Below are 16,887 nucleotides of genomic sequence, written 5' to 3'. Positions count from 1 at the left end.
GGTCAGGGTGCGACGCGCACGGCCTGGCGCGCGAGCAGCTTCCAGTCGCCGCCCTGCTTCTGCCAGACGCCGAGGATCTTCAGGCCGACCTTGCCGGGCTTGCCCGAATCGTTGGTGTCGGCCGTGAAGGTGTGGCGCACGATGGCGGTATGGGCATCGACGACCTTGATGGTCTGGTCGGTGATGGCGATGGTCACGAAGTCGGACTTGCCGTCGAGCAGGTCGCTGATGAAGCTGGCCTTGGTGTCGACCTTGCCGCCCGAGTGGCCGTAGCTCAGGTCGTCGGCCACCAGCGCGCCGAGCGCGGCGGCGGTCGGATCGACCATGGCCACGCGCAGCCGCTCGGCGGCCGCGGCCACATCGGAGGGTGCCGATGCGGCACTGCCCGCGGGCATCATCGCGCAGCCCGAGAACATGGCGGCCGCGGCGGCCACCAGCAGGAACTTCTTGAGGCACATGACGTGTTGTCTCCGTCTTTCTTGTTGTCGCCGTCGAAGTTTTTTACTGCGGGCCGAGCGTGGCGATCAGCGCCTTGAGCTGCTCCATCTCGGCGGGCTTCAGGTCGGTGAGCGGTGCGCGTACCGGGCCGGCGTCGTGGCCGACGATCTTCGCGCCGGCCTTGACGATGCTCACGGCATAGCCGGGCACGCGGTTGCGCAGCTCGAGGTAGGGCATGAAGAAGTTCTTCAGCAGACGGTGCTGCGTGGGCAGGTCGTCGTTGGCGACCGCGTGATAGAAGTCCATCGCCGTCTTCGGAATGAAGTTGAAGACGGCCGACGAATACACCGGCGTGCCCATGGCCTTGTAGGCCGCGGCATAGACCTCGGCCGTGGGCAGGCCGCCCAGGTAAGCGAAGCGGTCGCCCATCTTCTGGTAGATCGCGACCATGGCTTCGATGTCGCCCACGCCATCCTTGAAGCCGACGAGGTTCGGGTTGCGCTCGGCCAGGCCGGCCAGCGTGTCGGGCTTGAGGCGGCTGGTGGCGCGGTTGTAGACGATCACGCCGAACTTCACGCTCTTGCACACGGCCTCGACGTGCGCGGCCAGGCCTTCCTGGCCGGCTTCGGTGAGGTAGTGCGGCAGCAGCAGGATGCCGTGCGCGCCGGCCTTTTCGGCGGCTTGCGCGCACTGGATGGCAAAGCGCGTCGGGCCACCGGCGCCGGCAATGATCGGCACCTTGCCGCGGCAGGTGTCGACCGCCGTCTGGATGATGCCGGGGTACTCGTCGCCGGTGAGCGAGAAGAACTCGCCCGTGCCGCCGGCCGCGAACAGCGCACTGGCACCGTAGGGCGCGAGCCATTCGAGGCGCTGCTGGTAGCCCTTCTTGTTGAAGTCGCCGTTGCTGTCGAAGTCGGTCAGCGGAAACGAGAGCAGGCCGGAGCCCATGATGGTCTTGAGTTCTTGCGGGTTCATCGGGGATTCCTGGAAAGAGGGAGAAAAAAACTTGAGGGAGCGGGAAGGCGGCTGCCGCCGGGCCGCCCCAAGGCGAGCCGCGCCTCCCCCTCGGGGGGTGGCGAACTACACGGAGCGAAGCGAGTGAGAAGCCGGGGGGCAGGCATGACTAGTCGAGCCGAACGTTGGCTTGCTGGATCACTTGCGCCCAGCGCGCGCGCTCCTTGGCGAAGAACTGGTCCTGCTCGGGCGCGGTCATGGTCACGACCTCGGCGCCCTGCCCCGCGAGGCGGGCCCGGATGTCGGGGGTGCGGATGATGCGGGTCAGCTCGCGGTTGAGCCGCGCGACTACCGCATCGGGCGTGCCGCGCGCCGCGACCACGCCCTGCCAGGTGCCCGACTCGTAGCCGGGCACGCCTTGCTCGGCGATGGTCGGCACGTTGCCGATCAGCGGCATGCGCGTGGCCTTGGACACGGCGATCAGCTTGAGCTTGCCGGCCTGCACCTGCGGGTAGGTGGCGAGCATGCCGTTCATGAGCACCTGCGTCTGGCCCGAGACGGTGTCCAGCACGGCCTGCACGCCGCCCTTGTAGGGCACGTACTCCCACTTGGCACCGACCTTGCGCTGCAGTTCGATGCCGGCCAGGTGCGCGGTGCTGCCGCTGGCGGTCACGGCAAAGTTCAGGTCGCTCTTCTTCGACAGGTCGACGAGTTCCTTGAGTGTGCTCGCCTGCACCGACGGGTGCACCACCAGCAGGTGCGGCGAGTAGGCCAGCATGGCCACGCTGCGCAGGTCTTTCGAAGGATCGAAAGGCAGCTTGGGGTACAGCGACGGGCTGATGGCCAGCGCGCCGAGGTCGCACAGCATCAGCGTGTAGCCGTCGGCCGGCGCCTTGGCCAGCAGGTCGGCGCCGAGGTTGCCGTTGGCACCGGCGCGGTTGTCGATGATGACCGACTGGCCCAGCGCCTCCGACAGCGGCTGGCTGATGGACCGCGCAATGATGTCGGACGATCCGCCCGGCGGGTACGGAACGATGAGCCTGAGCGGCTTCGACGGCCAGTTGCCGCCGCCGCCCTGCGCGAATGCGCGCACCGGCAAGGTGGCGGCCAGCGTCGTGGCCAGTGCGGCACTGAGCGCGCCGCGTCGGTTGAGGGTCATGCTTGCTGCCTCCTGTTGTTCGATCTGCCTCATGGCTTCGCCCGGATACCGGACAAGAGATCAGTCATCGTACAACTAGAAAAACAACTTGTCCAGCAGGCCGGACAAGAAAATTCAGCGGGAGGGGGTGTTGTCTGACGAAGCAGCGCCCGCGCCCGTACCCGCCGCAGCCGCTTCGGCCTTCGCCTTCTGCTGCGCGGCCTCTTGCGCCATGCGCAGGCGCTCGCGGCTGTTGGTCAGGTGGATGCGCATGGCGGCGCGCGCCGACTCGGGGTCGCGGCGCGCGATGGCCGCATAGATCTCTTCATGCTCGCGGTTGACGCGGCTCAGATAAGGCGCCCCGCCCTCGTGCGTGCGGATGGCGCTGATGCGCGTGCGCGGAATGATCGTGGTGCCCAGGTGCCGCATGATGTCGGCAAAGTACGGGTTGCCGGTCGATTGCGCGATCTGCAGGTGAAAGCGGAAATCGGGCGCCACCGTGTCGCCGGCCACCGTCACGTTGTGCTCAAAGTCGTCGAGTGCCTGGCGCATGGCCACCAGTTGTTCATCGGTGCGCCGGCTGGCGGCGAGCCCGGCCGACTCGGTCTCCAGGCTGATGCGCAGCTCGAGCACGGCCAGCACATCGACGGAGGCGGCGATCTCGCCGGGGTCAAGGCGAAACACCCCGCCCGCCCGCGGCTGCAGCACGAAGGTGCCCACGCCATGCAGCGTCTCGACCAGCCCGCCGGCCTGCAGCTTCGACAGCGCCTCGCGCACCACGGTGCGGCTCACGCCATAGGCTTGCATGATGGCCGACTCGGTCGGCAGCTTGTCGCCGGGGCGCAGCGACTGGTTGCGGATCTTCTCGCCCAGGTCTTCCACCAGCCCGTGCGCCAGGCCGCGCGCACGCGGACGCGGGCGCCCCACGAAGGCGGCGCCGGCCGCCGCCGGAGCGGCAGAGGCAGCCGTTTCCGCCGCCTCATCTGACACCAAGGGATTACCCGCAGTCGACTGAACCATGGCCACGATGATAATCTCCAATTAGTTGTACGACAACAGATAACTTATCACTCTGACCCCTTAGCAGCCGCTTCGCATGCCTCTCAGGGGACATTGGCGATCTCTGCGGCACTCACATGAAGTATTCCCTCGACTTCGCTCCGTTGGCATCGTACTGGCCCGTTTTCATCAACGGCGCATGGCTGACGCTCAAGATGACCGCGCTCGCGGTCGTCGTCGGCGTTTGCGTCGTAACGCTCGTGGCCTTTGCCAAGCGAAGCAGGATCAGGCCGCTGTCGCGCGCCTGCACCGTCTACATCGAGATCGTGCGCAACACGCCCTTCCTGGTGCAGATCTTCCTCCTGTACTTCGGGCTGGCCAGTTTCGGCGTGCGCATGCCGACCTTCGCGGCGGCCGTGCTCGCGATGGTCATCAACATCGCGGCCTATGCGGCGGAGATCATTCGGGCCGGGCTCGAGTCGGTGCCGCGCGGGCAGATCGAGGCGGCCGAATGCCTGGGCCTTTCGAAATGGCGCATCGGCTGGCACGTGATGCTGCAGCCGTCCATCGAGAAGGTGTACCCCGCCCTCACGAGCCAGTTCCTCCTGATGATGCAGGCCTCGGCCATGGCTTCGCAGATTTCGGCGGAAGAACTCACGGCCATCGCGAACACCGTGCAGTCGGACACCTTCCGCTCGCTTGAAACCTACATCGTGGTCGCGGCGCTGTACCTCGTGCTGTCGCTCTTCATCAAGCTCGTGACCTGGGCGCTGGGCGAATACCTGTTCCGCCGCCGCCGCGTGGTGCGGCGCGCCGCCGCGCAGGCGGGCAAGGCGCAACCGGCGGCCTCGACGGCCACCGTCGCGATCCACGGGAGCGCCGCGTGAGCCTGGGGCACTTCACCTTCACGCACCTGATGTACCTGGTGCAGGCCATCGGCTGGACGCTGGTGCTCTCGGCCATCGCCTTCATGCTCGGTGCGGTCGGCGGCTTCGGCCTGATGCTCGCGCGCATCTCGCCGCGTGCGTGGCTGCGCTGGTTCGCGGTGGTCTACATCGAATGCATCCAGGGCATTCCGTTGCTGATCCTGCTGTTCATCGTGTACTTCGGGCTGTCGGTGTATGGCCTGTCGCTGCCCTCGCTGGTGGCGGCCGGCCTGGCGATGATGATTTACGTGAGCGCCTACCTGGGTGACATCTGGCGCGGCTGCATCGAGGCCATGCCCAAGCCGCAGTGGGAGGCCTCTGAGTGCCTGGCCCTCTCGCGCTGGCAGACGCTGCGCCTGGTGATCATTCCGCAGGCCGTGCGCCTGTCGCTGCCGCCCACGGTCGGCTTCCTGGTGCAGATCATCAAGATGACCTCGCTGGCCTCGGTGATCGGCTTCGTCGAGCTCACGCGGGCCGGCCAGATCATCAACAACACCATCTTCCAGCCCTTCCTGGTTTTCTTCCTGGTCGGCGCTTTCTATTTCGCCCTGTGCTATCCGCTGTCGCGCTGGAGCGAAGCGATGGAGAAGAAGCTCAATGTCGCCAATCGTTAAGTTGGACCATGTCTACAAGAGCTTCGGGGCCAACCAGGTCCTGAAGGGCGTTTCGTTCGAAGTCGCCAAGGGCGAGATGATCGCCATCATCGGCGCCAGCGGCTCGGGCAAGAGCACGGCGCTGCGCTGCATCGACCGGCTCGAGGTGATCGACAAGGGCACCATCGAGGTCTGCGGCATCCGCGTCGACAGCCCTGGCGTCGACCTGAAGCAGCTGCGGCTCGAAGTGGGCATCGTGTTCCAGAGCTACAACCTGTTCCCCCACCTCACGGTGCAGGAGAACATCATGCTGGCGCTGCGCCACGTGAAGAAGCAGTCGCGCGGCGAAGCGCACGACGTTACCCTGCGCGTGCTCGACCAGGTGGGCCTGAAGGAAAAGGCCGGCGCCTACCCAGAACAACTCTCCGGCGGCCAGCAGCAGCGCGTGGCCATTGCGCGCTCGCTCGCGATGTCGCCCAAGGTGATGCTGTTCGACGAGGTCACCTCCGCGCTCGACCCGCAGCTCACCGGCGAAGTGCTGCGCGTGATGGAAGACCTTGCCGCCGGCGGCATGACCATGCTGCTCGTCACGCACGAGATGGCCTTCGCCAAGCGCGTGGCCGACCGGATCATCTACATGCACCAGGGCACCGTCTGGGAGACCGGCCCCGGCGAAATGCTCGACGCGCCCAAGACGCAGGAGCTGCGCGCCTTCCTGAACAACGGGCTGTAAGCAGGCAGCCCGGGTCACTTCATTCGCTCCCACACCAGACAACACCAGGAGATATTCATGAAACTCGGCACCACCTTCACCCGCACATGCATCGCGCTGGCCCTCGTGGCCGGCGTTGCGCAGGCCGCCATGGCCGACCAGCTCGACGACATCAAGAAGGCCGGCAAGGTGCGCGTGGCCATCGCCATGGGCACGCCGCTCTTCAGCTTTGCCGATGCCAACCTGCAGCCCACCGGCTCCGACGTGGACACCGCCACGCAGCTCGCGAAAGACCTGGGCGTGAAGCTGGAGATCGTGTCGATCACCAACGCCGCGCGCGTGCCCACGCTGCAGGCCCAGCGCGCCGACCTCGTGATCGCCGACCTGTCCATCACGCCCGAGCGCGAGAAGGTGGTCGACTTCTCGGTGCCCTACGCCGTCATCAGCATCATCGTGGGCGGCCCCAAGAGCATCAAGGTGACCGACTACGCAGACCTGAACGGCAAGCGCATCGGCCTGACGCGCGCCACGGTGAACGACACGCTCACCACGCAGCAGGCCAAGGGCGCCGAGATCGTGCGCTACGAAGACGACGCCACGCTCATCACCTCGATGGTCACCGGCCAGATCGACCTGTTCTCCAGCACGCCGTCGAACCTGAGCGAGATGGTCAAGCAGGCGCCGGCCAAGAACCTGGAGCTGAAGTTCGCGCAGAAAGATTTCGACCTGGGCATCGCGCTGAACAAGGAGCAGCCCAAGCTCAAGGAATGGGTCAACAACTGGGTCGTGACCAACCAGAAGAACGGCAAGCTCAACGCCATCTACAAGAAGTACCACGGCCGCGACCTGCCCGAGCGCATCACCAAGCTATGAACGGACAAGAACGATGCAAGACAAGAACAAACTTCATCGCCTGCTGCTGACCGGCGCGGCCGGCGGCCTGGGCAAGGTGCTGCGCGAGCGGCTCAAGCCGTATGCCGACGTGCTGCGGCTCTCGGACATCGCATCGCTGGCCCCGGCCACCGACGCGCACGAAGAGGTCGTGCCCTGCGACCTGTCGGACAAGGCGGCGGTCGATGCGCTGGTGAACGGCTGCGACGCCATCGTGCACCTGGGCGGCGTGTCGGTCGAGCGGCCGTTCGAGGAAATTCTCGAAGCCAACATCAAGGGCGTGTTCCACATCTACGAAGCCGCGCGCCGCCACGGCGTCAAGCGCGTGGTGTTCGCCAGCTCGAACCACGTGATCGGCTTCTACAAGCAGAGCGAGCACATCGACGCGCACGCCGCGCGCCGGCCCGACGGCTACTACGGCCTGTCGAAGTCTTTCGGCGAAGACGTGGCGCAGTTCTACTTCGACCGCTGGGGTATCGAGACGGTGAGCATCCGCATCGGCTCGTCGTTCCCCGAACCGGCCAACCGCCGGATGATGAGCACCTGGCTCAGCTACCGCGACCTGACCACGCTGATCGAGAAGTCGCTGTTCACGCCCGACGTGAAGCACACGGTGGTCTACGGCATGTCGAACAACCGCGACGTGTGGTGGGACAACGGCGCGGCCGCGCACCTGGGCTTCGTGCCGCAAGACAGCTCGGAGGTGTTCCGCGACAAGGTCGAGGCACAGCCGCCCGTCGCGCCGACCGACCCGAACGCCATCTACCAGGGCGGCGCCTTCACCGCACAGGGCCCGTTCGGCGATGCGCGCTGAACTCGTCCTCGACGCGCGCAACGGCACCGGCGAAAGCCCGGTGTGGCATGCGGGTGAGCAGGCGCTCTACTGGGTCGACATTCCGGCGCGCACGCTGAACCGCTGGCACGCGGGCGAAGGCCATGCGAAGTGGACGGCGAACGAAATGATCGCCTGCGTCGCGCCGCGCGCCGACATGGCCGGCGAATGGATCGCCGGCATGGAAAGCGGCCTCTTCTCGCTGAAGCCGCAAGCCAACGGCACGCTGGCCGCCACACCGTTGGCGCCGGTCGAACACGCAGCCCCGGCCATGCGCTTCAACGACGGCCGCTGCGACCGCCAGGGCCGCTTCTGGGCCGGCACGATGCTGCTCGACATGGCGGCGGGTGCACGCGTCGGCCGCGTCTACAGCTACGGCAAGGGCGACAGCAAGGCCGCCCAGCGCCTCGATGATTTCATCGTGCCCAACGGCCTGGCCTTCAGCCCCGACGGCCGCACGATGTACCTCTCCGATTCGCACCCCACGGTGCAGGCCATCTGGGCCTTCGACTACGACACCGACAGCGGCACGCCGTGCAACCGCCGCCTGTTCGTCGACATGAAGCCCCTGCCCGGCCGCCCCGATGGCGCGGCGATGGACGTCGACGGCTGCTACTGGATCTGCGGCAACGACGCCGGCCTGGTGCACCGCTTCACGCCCGACGGCCGGCTCGACCGCTCGCTCGAAGTGCCGGTGAAGAAGCCCGCGATGTGCGCCTTCGGCGGCGCGGGGCTCGACACCCTTTTCGTCACCTCCATCCGACCCGGCGGCATCGACCTGTCGGACCAACCACTGGCCGGCGGCGTGTTCGCGCTGCGGCCCGGCGTGCAGGGCATTGCGGAGCCCGCTTTCGGCATCTGACCCCGTTCATCGATTCATCCGCTGCGTTTTCTTTTCATCCACCGAGGAGCCATCAAAAATGAAATCACTACAAATGAAGAAGCTGTCGGGCCTGATCGCGATCGGCCTGATCGCCCTCACGGCAAGCAACGTCACCGTGGCACGGACCTTCCGTTCCGCCGAGGTGCACGCCAAGGACTTCCCGACCAACCAGGCGGTGAAGTTCATGGGCGATGAACTGTCGAAGGCCACGGGCGGCAAGGACAACATCAAGATCTTTGCCGACAGCTCGCTGGGCTCCGAAAAGGACACGGTCGAACAGGTGAAGATCGGCGCGCTCGACATGGTGCGCGTGAGCAGCGCGTCGTTCCACGGCATCGTGCCGGAGTCGGTCATTCCGTCGCTGCCCTTCCTGTTCCGCGACATCGAGCATTTCCGCAAGGCGATGTACGGCCCGGCCGGCGACAAGGTGCTGGCCGCCTTCGAGAAGGCCGGCTTCATCGGCCTGTGCATGTACGAAAGCGGCGCGCGCTCGGTCTACGCCAAGAAGCCGATCAAGTCGGTGGCCGACATGAAGGGCCTGAAGATCCGCGTGCAGCCTTCCGACCTGATGGTGAGCCTGGTGAGCGCCACGGGTGCATCGCCCACGCCGATGCCCATCGCCGAGGTCTACACGGGTCTCAAGACCGGCCTGGTGGACGCCGCCGAGAACAACTACCCCTCGTACGAAGAGGCCAAGCACTTCGAAGCCGCACCGGTCTACTCCGAGACCATGCACGTCATGACGCCCGAAGTGCTGGTGTTCTCCAAGAAGATCTGGGACACGCTCACCAAGGAAGAGCAGGCCGCGATCCGCAAGGCCGCGAAAGACTCCGTGCCCTACTACGTGAAGCTGTGGGAGCCGCGCGAGAAGGACGCCAAGGCGGCCGTCATCAAGGGCGGCGCCAAGATCGTCGCGGCCTCCGAGATCGATCGCAAGGGCTTCGTCGATGTCGAGAAGCCGGTGTGGGACAAGTTCGCGACCACGCCGGAGCAGAAGGCGCTCGTTCAAGAGATCGTCAACACCAAATGAGGCCCATGGTCTTGCGCCCTCCCCTTCCGGGGGAGGGTTGGGGTGGGGGCACGGCGGCCTTGGCCACTGAATGGCGCTCATTGGGCGCAGCCTCCATCCCGACCTTCCCCCGAAGGGGGAAGGAGCAAGACAGGAAACTCCCATGCACTTGCTGACCCACCTGAACGCGCGGCTGTCCCGCTGGGCGATGTACATCGCGTGCGCATGCCTTGTCGGCCTGCTCGCGGTCGTCGTCTATGGCGTGGTGCTGCGCTACGTCTTCAACGACGCCCCGCCGTATGTCGAGCAGGTCGCGCTGCTGCTGGTGATCTCGGTCGCCATGTTCGGCGCCTCCGCCGGCGTGCGCGACGCGGGGCACATCGGCCTCGATTCGCTGGTCAAGGCGCTGCCCGAGAAGGCGCAGTTCTGGTGCAAGGCGCTGGTCTATGTGCTGACCATCGGCTTCGCCATTGCGCTGTTCGCGGGCGGGGCCGAGATGGCCGTGTCCACGCGCGAGTCGACGATTCCCACGCTGGGGATTTCCGAAGCCGTGCGCTACGTGCCCGTTCTCTTCGCGGGGGTGCTGATCACCCTCTTCTCTCTCGAGCACCTGGCTGCTCAATTCACCGGCCTGAAGGTCGTTCCATCATGGCATTGACAGTGCTGTCGCTGAGCTTCGTGCTCTTCCTGCTGCTCGGCATGCCGGTGGCCTTCGCCATCGGGCTGAGCTGCCTGGCGACCTTCGCGTACGAAGGCCTGCCGTTCGAGACCGCCATCCAGATGATGGTGTCGGGCATGAACGTGTTCTCGTTCCTGGCCATTCCGTTCTTCATCTTCTCGGGCGAGCTGATGCTGCATGGCGGCATCGCCGACAAGATCGTCGCCTTCGCGCGCAGCCTGGTCGGCCACTGGAAGGGCGGCCTGGGCCTGGCCAACGTGGTGGCCTCCACGCTCTTCGGCGGCGTCTCTGGCTCGCCGGTGGCCGACACCTCGGCCATGGGCGGCGTGATGATCCCGATCATGAAGCGCGAGGGCTACAGCGCGGCCTATGCGGTGAACGTGACCACGCATGCATCGCTCTCGGGCGCGCTGATGCCGACCTCGCACAACATGATCATCTATGCCTTCGCCGCGCAGGCCGCGGTGGGCACGATCGACGGGCACATCATCAAGGGCGTGTCCATCGGCGACCTGATGTTCGCGGGGCTGATCCCGGTGTTCTGGATCATGGTGTGCATGCTGGTGGCTGCCTACTGGCAGGCCGCCAAGCACGGCTACCCCAAGCGCACCGATGGCAGCACGATGGTCGAGCGCTTCCCGGGCTGGGGCATGGTGTCCAAGACCTTCCTGGCAGCCATCCCCGGCCTGATGGTGATCGTGATCATTCTGGTGTGCGTGATGCAGGGCGTGGCAACAGCCACCGAGGCGGCGGCCATCGCGGTGACGTATTCGCTATTGCTCACCGTGGTGGCCTACCGCACGATGACGCGCGAAAAACTCTTCAAGTCGCTCGCCAAGGCCTCGAAGACCACGGGCGTGATCCTGCTGCTGATCGGTGTGTCGAACATGCTGCGCTACCAGATGGCCTACCTGGAGATTCCGGATGCCATCGAGACGGTGCTGCTGGCCGCGACCTCGAGCCCCTGGCTGATGCTGCTGTACATCAACATCATCCAGATCTTTCTGGGCATCTTCCTGGACATGGCGGCGCACATCCTGATCACCACGCCGCTCTTCTTGCCGCTGGCGATCCAGATGGGCGTGGGCCCGGTGCAGTTCGGGATGATGCTGCTGCTGAACTGCGCGCTGGGCCTGGTGCACCCGCCGGTGGGCACGGTGCAGTTCATCGGCTGCGCGATCGGCAAGATATCCATCGGGGAGGCAACGAAAACGGCCTGGCCCTACTATCTGGCGATCTTCATCGCCATCACCCTGGTGACCTACGTGCCGGCCTTCTCGACCTGGCTGCCCACGATGCTGACCGGCCACAAGGTGCTGTAAGCAACAAAGGCCCTCACGATGAGCAACGCTGCCGCCGGAGCCTCGCCGCTCTACATCCGCATCCACGCCAACGACAACGTGGCCATCGTCGCGAACGACGGCGGCCTGAAGGCCGGCGCCGAGTTCACCGATGGGCTCCGGCTGGTGGACAACGTGCCGCAGGGCCACAAGGTGGCGCTCGCCGACCTGGCCGAAGGCGCGGCCATCGTCCGCTACAACGTGGTGATCGGCTACGCGCAGAAGGCACTGCCACGCGGCAGCTGGGTGCACGAGCGCGTGATGCGCATGCCGGTCGCACCCGAACTGGACGGCCTGCCGATCGCGACCGTCAAGCCCCCCGCCCTTCCGCCGCTGGAGGGCTACACCTTCGAGGGTTATCGCAACGCCGACGGCTCGGTGGGTTCGCGCAACATCCTCGCCATCACCGAGACGGTGCAGTGCGTGGCCGGCGTGATCGACTTCGCGGTGCAGCGCATCAAGGCCGAGCTGCTGCCGAAATACCCGAACGTCGATGACGTGGTGGCGCTGGCGCACAGTTATGGCTGCGGCGTGGCCATCGACGCGCCCGACGCCGTCGTGCCGATCCGCACGCTGCGCAACATCAGCCTCAACCCGAACTTCGGCGGCGAGGTGATGGTGGTGAGCCTGGGCTGCGAGAAGCTGCAGCCCGAGCGGCTGCTGCCGCCCGGCAGCATTCCCATTGCCGACAAGCGCGGCGAAGCCGATGGCGATGCGGCGCTTGACGTGGTCTGCCTGCAGGACGAGGAGCACGTCGGCTTCATGTCGATGATCGATTCGGTCATGCGGCAGGCCGAAACCCATCTGGCGCGCCTGAACGCCCGCCGCCGCGAGACCGTGCCCGCCAGCGAACTGGTGGTGGGCGTGCAGTGCGGCGGCAGCGACGCCTTCTCGGGCGTCACCGCCAACCCCGCCGTGGGCTTTTGCACCGACCTGCTGGTGCGCACGGGCGCCACCGTGATGTTCTCGGAAGTGACCGAGGTGCGCGACGGCATCGATCAGCTCACCTCGCGCGCGTCCACGCCCGAAGTGGCCGAGGCCATGATCCGCGAGATGGCCTGGTACGACGCCTACCTGCAGAAGGGCCGCGTCGACCGCAGCGCCAACACCACGCCGGGCAACAAGAAGGGCGGGCTGTCGAACATCGTCGAGAAGGCGATGGGCTCCATCGTCAAGTCGGGCTCGGCACCGATCACGGGCGTGCTGGCACCGGGCGAGAAGGCCACGCAGAAAGGCCTGATCTACGCCGCCACGCCGGCCAGCGATTTCATCTGCGGCACGCTGCAGCTCGCAGCCGGCATCAACCTGCACGTGTTCACCACCGGCCGGGGCACGCCGTACGGGCTGGCCGAAGTGCCGGTCATCAAGGTGGCCACGCGCAGCGACCTCGCGCGCCGCTGGCACGACCTGATGGACGTGAACGCGGGCCGCATCGCCGATGGCGAAGCCAGCATCGAGGACGTGGGCTGGGAGCTGTTCCGCCTGATGCTCGACGTGGCCAGCGGCCGCAAGAAGACCTGGGCCGAGCACTGGAAGCTGCACAACGCGCTGGTGCTGTTCAACCCCGCGCCCGTCACCTGAACACCTTCACACGGAGCTCATCATCATGGAAGACCTCAAGGGCAAGACCGCGCTCGTCACCGGCGCCAGCACCGGCATCGGTGCCGCGGTGGCCATTGCGTTCGCAGCGCGCGGCATGCGCGTGGCGGTGCACTACAACAGCTCGGCCGATGCGGCGAACCAGGTGGTCGCCACCATTCGCGCAGCCGGCGGCACGGCCTTCGCGGTCAAGGCCGACGTGCGCGACACCGCCGCGATCCGCGACTGCGTGAAGCAGACGGTGGCGGAGTTCGGCCGCATCGACGTGCTGGTCAACAACGCCGGCAGCCTGGTCAAGCGCGTGCCCATCGCCGAGTTCGACGACGCGCTGTTCGACGAAGTGATGCACATCAACGCACGCTCGGTGCTCGCCTGTTGCCGCGAGGTGGTGCCGCTGATGCGCGCGCAGGGCGGCGGCAACATCATCAACGTGACCTCGGTCGCGGCGCGCACCGGCGGCGGGCCGGCCGCGTACCTGTACGCAGGCTCGAAGGGCTTCGTGAGCACCGCGACGCACGGCCTGGCGAAGGAGCTGGTGGGCGACCGCATCCGCGTCAACGCGGTGGCGCCGGGCGTGATCCAGACGCCCTTTCAGGACCGCTTCTCGACGCCCGCGATGCTGGAGAACTTTCGCGCCAGCATCCCGATGGGCCGCATCGGCACGTCCGAGGAATGCGTCGGTGCTTTTCTGTATCTCGCCTCGGAACAGCTCTCGGGCTATGTCACGGGGCAGGTGATCGAAGTGAACGGAGGGCAGTACATGCCCTGAGTTCCATCGCTTTTTCTTTTCTGCAACCCAAGACCAATAACGGAGACAAGACAGATGACGACGAAATTCCTGCGCAAGCTCGCGGCCCTCTCGGGCGCGGCCTGCCTCGCATTCGGTGCCGTGGTGCCCGCCGCGCAAGCCGCCGGCAACGATTACCCGAACCACACGGTCGAGCTGATCGTGCCCTATCAGCCCGGCGGCGGTACCGACGCGCTGGCCCGCGCCTTTGCCGACGCGAGCCGCAAGCACATGTCGGAGAGCATCGTCATCGTGAACCGCCCCGGCGCGGGCGGCGCCATCGGCTGGAACGAGGTGATCCATTCGCGGCCCGACGGCTACAAGCTCGCGGTGCTCACGGTCGAGCTGCTGACGCTGCCGCACCTGGGGCTGGCCAAGTTCAACTACGACGACTTCCAGCCGATCGCGCAGCTCAATGCCGATCCGGCCGCCATCACGGTGAAGGCCGACTCGCCCTACAACACGATCGAAGAGTTCCTGGCGGCCGCCAAGAAGAAGCCGGGCGAGATGGGCGTGGGCAACTCGGGCACTGGCTCGATCTGGCACCTGGCGGCCTCGGCGCTGGAAGACAAGACGGGCGCGAAGTTCAACCACATCCCGTTCCAGGGCGCGGGCCCCGCCGTGCTGGCGCTGCTCGGCGGCCACGTCGATGCGGTGGCCGTGAGCCCTGCGGAGGTGTCGACCTATGTGCAGGCCGGCAAGCTCAAGATGCTGATGGTGATGGCCGACAAGCGCCTGGCCGCCTTCGACAAGGTGCCGACCGCCAGGGAGCGCGGCATCGACATCTCGATCGGCACATGGCGCGGCCTCGGCGCGCCGAAGAACACGCCGCCCGACGTGATGGCCAAGCTGCGCGACATCGCCGCCAAGACCGCGAAGGAGCCGCTGCTGCGCGAAGTGATGGACAAGCAGAACCTGGGCTACGCCTACACCGATGGCGCCGCCTTCAAGGAAACGCTGGCCAAGGACAACGAGTACTTCAAGGCGCTGATCAACAAGCTCGGCATCAAGCCCTGAGCCGCATGGCAATGAAAGAGACAAGACCATGCAGCGCCGCACACTGATCCGCACCGCCCTCGCCTCTTCGCTTGCCGCCGGCCTTCCGGCCTTCGCGCAGAGCAGCAACAACTGGCCGACGGGCAAGACCATCACCTACCTCGTGCCCTTTCCCGCGGGCGGCACCACCGACGTGCTGGGCCGGCTGATCGGGCAGAAGCTCGGCACCGCGCTGGGCACGACCGTGATCATCGACAACAAGGGCGGCGCGGGCGGCAGCGTGGGCTCGGAGGTGGGCGCACGCGCGGCGCCCGACGGGTTCACGCTGGTCGGCGGCACCATCAGCTCGCACGCGATCAACGTTAGCCTGTATCCGAAGATCGGCTACGACCCGATCAAGTCGTTCGCGCCGGTCACGCTGATCGGCACCAACCCGGTGGTGCTGGTGGTGAATCAGGCCAGCCCCTACAAGACCTTGAAGGACGTGATGGCCGCAAGCAAGGCCCGGTCGGGCGGGCTGTCGTCGGCCTCGGCCGGCACGGGGACCTCGCAGCATCTGGCGCTGGAGTTGCTGGCCTACAGGTCGGGCGTGAAGTTCACGCACATTCCGTACAAGGGGAGCGGTCCGGCCATCCAGGACGTGATCGGTGGGCAGGTGGACATGATGTTCGACACCACGGTGGTGGCCGGCCCGCACATCCAGAGTGGCAAGCTGCGCGCCATTGCGGTCACGTCGGCCAAGCGGCTGGCCTCGATGCCCGACGTACCGACGGTGGCCGAGTCGGGCGTGCCGGGGCTGCAGGATTTCGAGGTGGTGTCGTGGCAGGCGATCTTCGTGCCGGCAGGAACGCCGGTGCCTGTCGTCGACCGGCTGCACACCGAGATTCGCAAGATCCTCGCGACGCCGGAGATGCAGGACAAGCTGAAGGGCTTCGGCATGGAGCCCACGGACCTGTCGACCGTGCAGATCGCGGCGTTCCAGAAGGCCGAAGTTGAAAAGTGGGCGCAGGTCATCAAGGCCGCGGGCATCAAGGCCGAGTAGCTTTTTTGTTTTCGGGCGCGGCCGGGGGGATTGCGCCGCCGGCCGCCGCACCGCGTGCCGGTGGCCCCAAACCAAGGGAAGCTTCCTACGCCCCGCATGAAGAGCCCTTTATAGAATGCCCCTCCATTCCGAATTCCAGGCTCTCCCCACGTGTCCGACCGCTCTGCCGTACTGCCCCAATATCTGTTTCCGAAACAGGCACTGACCAATTTCGCCGGCTGGGTCGCGGGCAAGGAACGGGGGGCCGTCACGACGTGGATCATCCGGCGCTTCGTGGCCAAGTACAGCGTGAACATGGGCGAGGCGCTCGAATCGGACATCACCTACTACAAGAGCTTCAACCAGTTCTTCACGCGCGCACTGAAACCCGATGCGCGGCCGCTTGCGCAAGCCGACCTCATCTGCCCCGTGGATGGCGCGATCAGCCAGTTCGGCGCCATCAAGGGCGACCAGATCTTCCAGGCCAAGGGCCACAACTACACGACCACCGCGTTGGTCGGCGGCGACGCCGCGCTGGCCGCGAAGTTCGCGCACGGCAGCTTCGCCACGCTGTACCTGAGCCCCAAGGACTACCACCGCATCCACATGCCCTGCGACGGGCGGCTGGTGCGCATGATCCACGTGCCGGGCGACCTGTTCTCGGTCAACCCGACCACGGCGCGCGGCGTGCCGGGCCTGTTCGCGCGCAACGAGCGCGTGGTGTGCGTCTTCGAATCGGCGCGTGGCCCGTTCGTGCTGGTGCTGGTGGGCGCCACCATCGTCGGCAGCATGGCCACGGTGTGGCACGGCGTGGTCAATCCGCCGCGCGTGGGCGAACTGCGCGAGTGGCGCTACGACGACCAGCAGATCGACATCCGCAAGGGCGAGGAGATGGGCCGTTTCTTGCTGGGCTCCACGGTCGTCATGCTGTTCCCGGCGCCCGCGCTGGCTTTCAACCCGGACTGGTCGCCCACCCGTGCGATCCGCCTGGGCGAAGCCATGGCAAATTACGCGAATTTGTGAGGCTTTGTCTCACAACCCGCATCCAGCGTGACCCTACAGCTATAAAACTAGTAGCATCCTGATCCTT

Annotated in this window: 18 protein-coding genes; 14 read left to right on the top strand and 4 right to left on the bottom strand. The window is 66.4% G+C overall.

The window, feature by feature from the left end; all coding sequences use genetic code 11:
* Positions 1 to 2: 2 nt before the first annotated feature.
* From BLQ28_RS02210 to BLQ28_RS02195, 4 genes are all read right to left on the bottom strand, one after another.
* Entirely contained in the window at positions 3 to 458 is a 456-nt protein-coding gene (locus BLQ28_RS02210; RefSeq protein WP_093236926.1) for a nuclear transport factor 2 family protein, read from the bottom strand.
* Between the two features lie 43 nt (positions 459 to 501).
* On the bottom strand, positions 502 to 1,413 hold the full coding sequence (kdgD, locus tag BLQ28_RS02205) for a 5-dehydro-4-deoxyglucarate dehydratase (protein WP_093236925.1): 912 nt from the start codon (positions 1,411 to 1,413) through the stop codon (positions 502 to 504).
* Positions 1,414 to 1,561: 148 nt separating this feature from the next.
* Positions 1,562 to 2,551 (bottom strand): Bug family tripartite tricarboxylate transporter substrate binding protein, encoded by a 990-nt coding sequence (locus BLQ28_RS02200; protein WP_093236924.1) that lies wholly within the window; start codon positions 2,549 to 2,551, stop codon positions 1,562 to 1,564.
* Between the two features lie 114 nt (positions 2,552 to 2,665).
* Positions 2,666 to 3,550, bottom strand: a complete 885-nt coding sequence (locus tag BLQ28_RS02195) for a FadR/GntR family transcriptional regulator (RefSeq protein WP_093237660.1) — start codon at positions 3,548 to 3,550, stop codon at positions 2,666 to 2,668.
* A 116-nt stretch (positions 3,551 to 3,666) separates the two neighbouring features.
* Between BLQ28_RS02195 and BLQ28_RS02190 the strand changes: the two genes are divergently transcribed.
* The 14 genes from BLQ28_RS02190 to asd all read left to right on the top strand — a co-directional run bounded on the left by BLQ28_RS02190 (position 3,667) and on the right by asd (position 16,820).
* Positions 3,667 to 4,416: an amino acid ABC transporter permease gene (locus BLQ28_RS02190; protein ID WP_093236923.1), complete on the top strand. Its 750-nt coding sequence runs from the start codon at positions 3,667 to 3,669 to the stop codon at positions 4,414 to 4,416.
* 29 nt (positions 4,417 to 4,445) lie between these two features.
* Positions 4,446 to 5,069, top strand: coding sequence for an amino acid ABC transporter permease (locus tag BLQ28_RS02185; RefSeq protein ID WP_093237658.1), 624 nt, complete (start codon positions 4,446 to 4,448; stop codon positions 5,067 to 5,069).
* On the top strand, positions 5,053 to 5,781 hold the full coding sequence (locus BLQ28_RS02180) for an amino acid ABC transporter ATP-binding protein (RefSeq protein WP_093236922.1): 729 nt from the start codon (positions 5,053 to 5,055) through the stop codon (positions 5,779 to 5,781). The genes BLQ28_RS02185 and BLQ28_RS02180 overlap by 17 nt, the downstream gene beginning before the upstream one ends.
* Before the next feature lie 57 nt (positions 5,782 to 5,838).
* Positions 5,839 to 6,633 (top strand): transporter substrate-binding domain-containing protein, encoded by a 795-nt coding sequence (locus BLQ28_RS02175; RefSeq protein WP_093236921.1) that lies wholly within the window; start codon positions 5,839 to 5,841, stop codon positions 6,631 to 6,633.
* A 13-nt stretch (positions 6,634 to 6,646) separates the two neighbouring features.
* Positions 6,647 to 7,465 (top strand): NAD-dependent epimerase/dehydratase family protein, encoded by an 819-nt coding sequence (locus tag BLQ28_RS02170; protein ID WP_093236920.1) that lies wholly within the window; start codon positions 6,647 to 6,649, stop codon positions 7,463 to 7,465.
* A complete protein-coding gene (locus tag BLQ28_RS02165; RefSeq protein WP_093236919.1) occupies positions 7,455 to 8,345 on the top strand; it encodes an SMP-30/gluconolactonase/LRE family protein in 891 nt (296 codons plus the stop codon). The genes BLQ28_RS02170 and BLQ28_RS02165 overlap by 11 nt, the downstream gene beginning before the upstream one ends.
* 58 nt (positions 8,346 to 8,403) lie before the next feature.
* On the top strand, positions 8,404 to 9,396 hold the full coding sequence (locus BLQ28_RS02160) for a TRAP transporter substrate-binding protein (protein WP_093236918.1): 993 nt from the start codon (positions 8,404 to 8,406) through the stop codon (positions 9,394 to 9,396).
* Positions 9,397 to 9,538: 142 nt separating this feature from the next.
* Positions 9,539 to 10,033, top strand: coding sequence for a TRAP transporter small permease (locus BLQ28_RS02155; RefSeq protein WP_093236917.1), 495 nt, complete (start codon positions 9,539 to 9,541; stop codon positions 10,031 to 10,033).
* The gene (locus BLQ28_RS02150; protein WP_093236916.1) at positions 10,024 to 11,376 is read left to right on the top strand and encodes a TRAP transporter large permease; all 1,353 of its coding nucleotides are present in this window, start codon (positions 10,024 to 10,026) and stop codon (positions 11,374 to 11,376) included. Before BLQ28_RS02155 ends, BLQ28_RS02150 begins: the two co-directional genes overlap by 10 nt.
* An 18-nt stretch (positions 11,377 to 11,394) precedes the next feature.
* On the top strand, positions 11,395 to 12,975 hold the full coding sequence (gene garD / locus BLQ28_RS02145; RefSeq protein WP_093236915.1) for a galactarate dehydratase: 1,581 nt from the start codon (positions 11,395 to 11,397) through the stop codon (positions 12,973 to 12,975).
* Between the two features lie 25 nt (positions 12,976 to 13,000).
* A complete protein-coding gene (locus BLQ28_RS02140; RefSeq protein WP_093236914.1) occupies positions 13,001 to 13,762 on the top strand; it encodes an SDR family NAD(P)-dependent oxidoreductase in 762 nt (253 codons plus the stop codon).
* Between the two features lie 54 nt (positions 13,763 to 13,816).
* Positions 13,817 to 14,797, top strand: a complete 981-nt coding sequence (locus BLQ28_RS02135) for a Bug family tripartite tricarboxylate transporter substrate binding protein (RefSeq protein ID WP_093236913.1) — start codon at positions 13,817 to 13,819, stop codon at positions 14,795 to 14,797.
* Positions 14,798 to 14,825: 28 nt separating this feature from the next.
* Complete coding sequence (locus BLQ28_RS02130; protein ID WP_093236912.1) at positions 14,826 to 15,818, top strand: Bug family tripartite tricarboxylate transporter substrate binding protein; 993 nt, start codon at positions 14,826 to 14,828, stop codon at positions 15,816 to 15,818.
* Between the two features lie 150 nt (positions 15,819 to 15,968).
* Positions 15,969 to 16,820 (top strand): archaetidylserine decarboxylase, encoded by an 852-nt coding sequence (asd, locus tag BLQ28_RS02125; RefSeq protein ID WP_093236911.1) that lies wholly within the window; start codon positions 15,969 to 15,971, stop codon positions 16,818 to 16,820.
* Positions 16,821 to 16,887: the final 67 nt, after the last annotated feature.

Source organism: Variovorax sp. EL159, assembly GCF_900100965.1.
In the GTDB taxonomy this organism is placed as follows: domain Bacteria; phylum Pseudomonadota; class Gammaproteobacteria; order Burkholderiales; family Burkholderiaceae_C; genus Variovorax.
The sequence above is the reverse complement of the archived record's forward strand: the minus strand, read 5'-3'. Positions and strand labels throughout refer to the sequence as shown.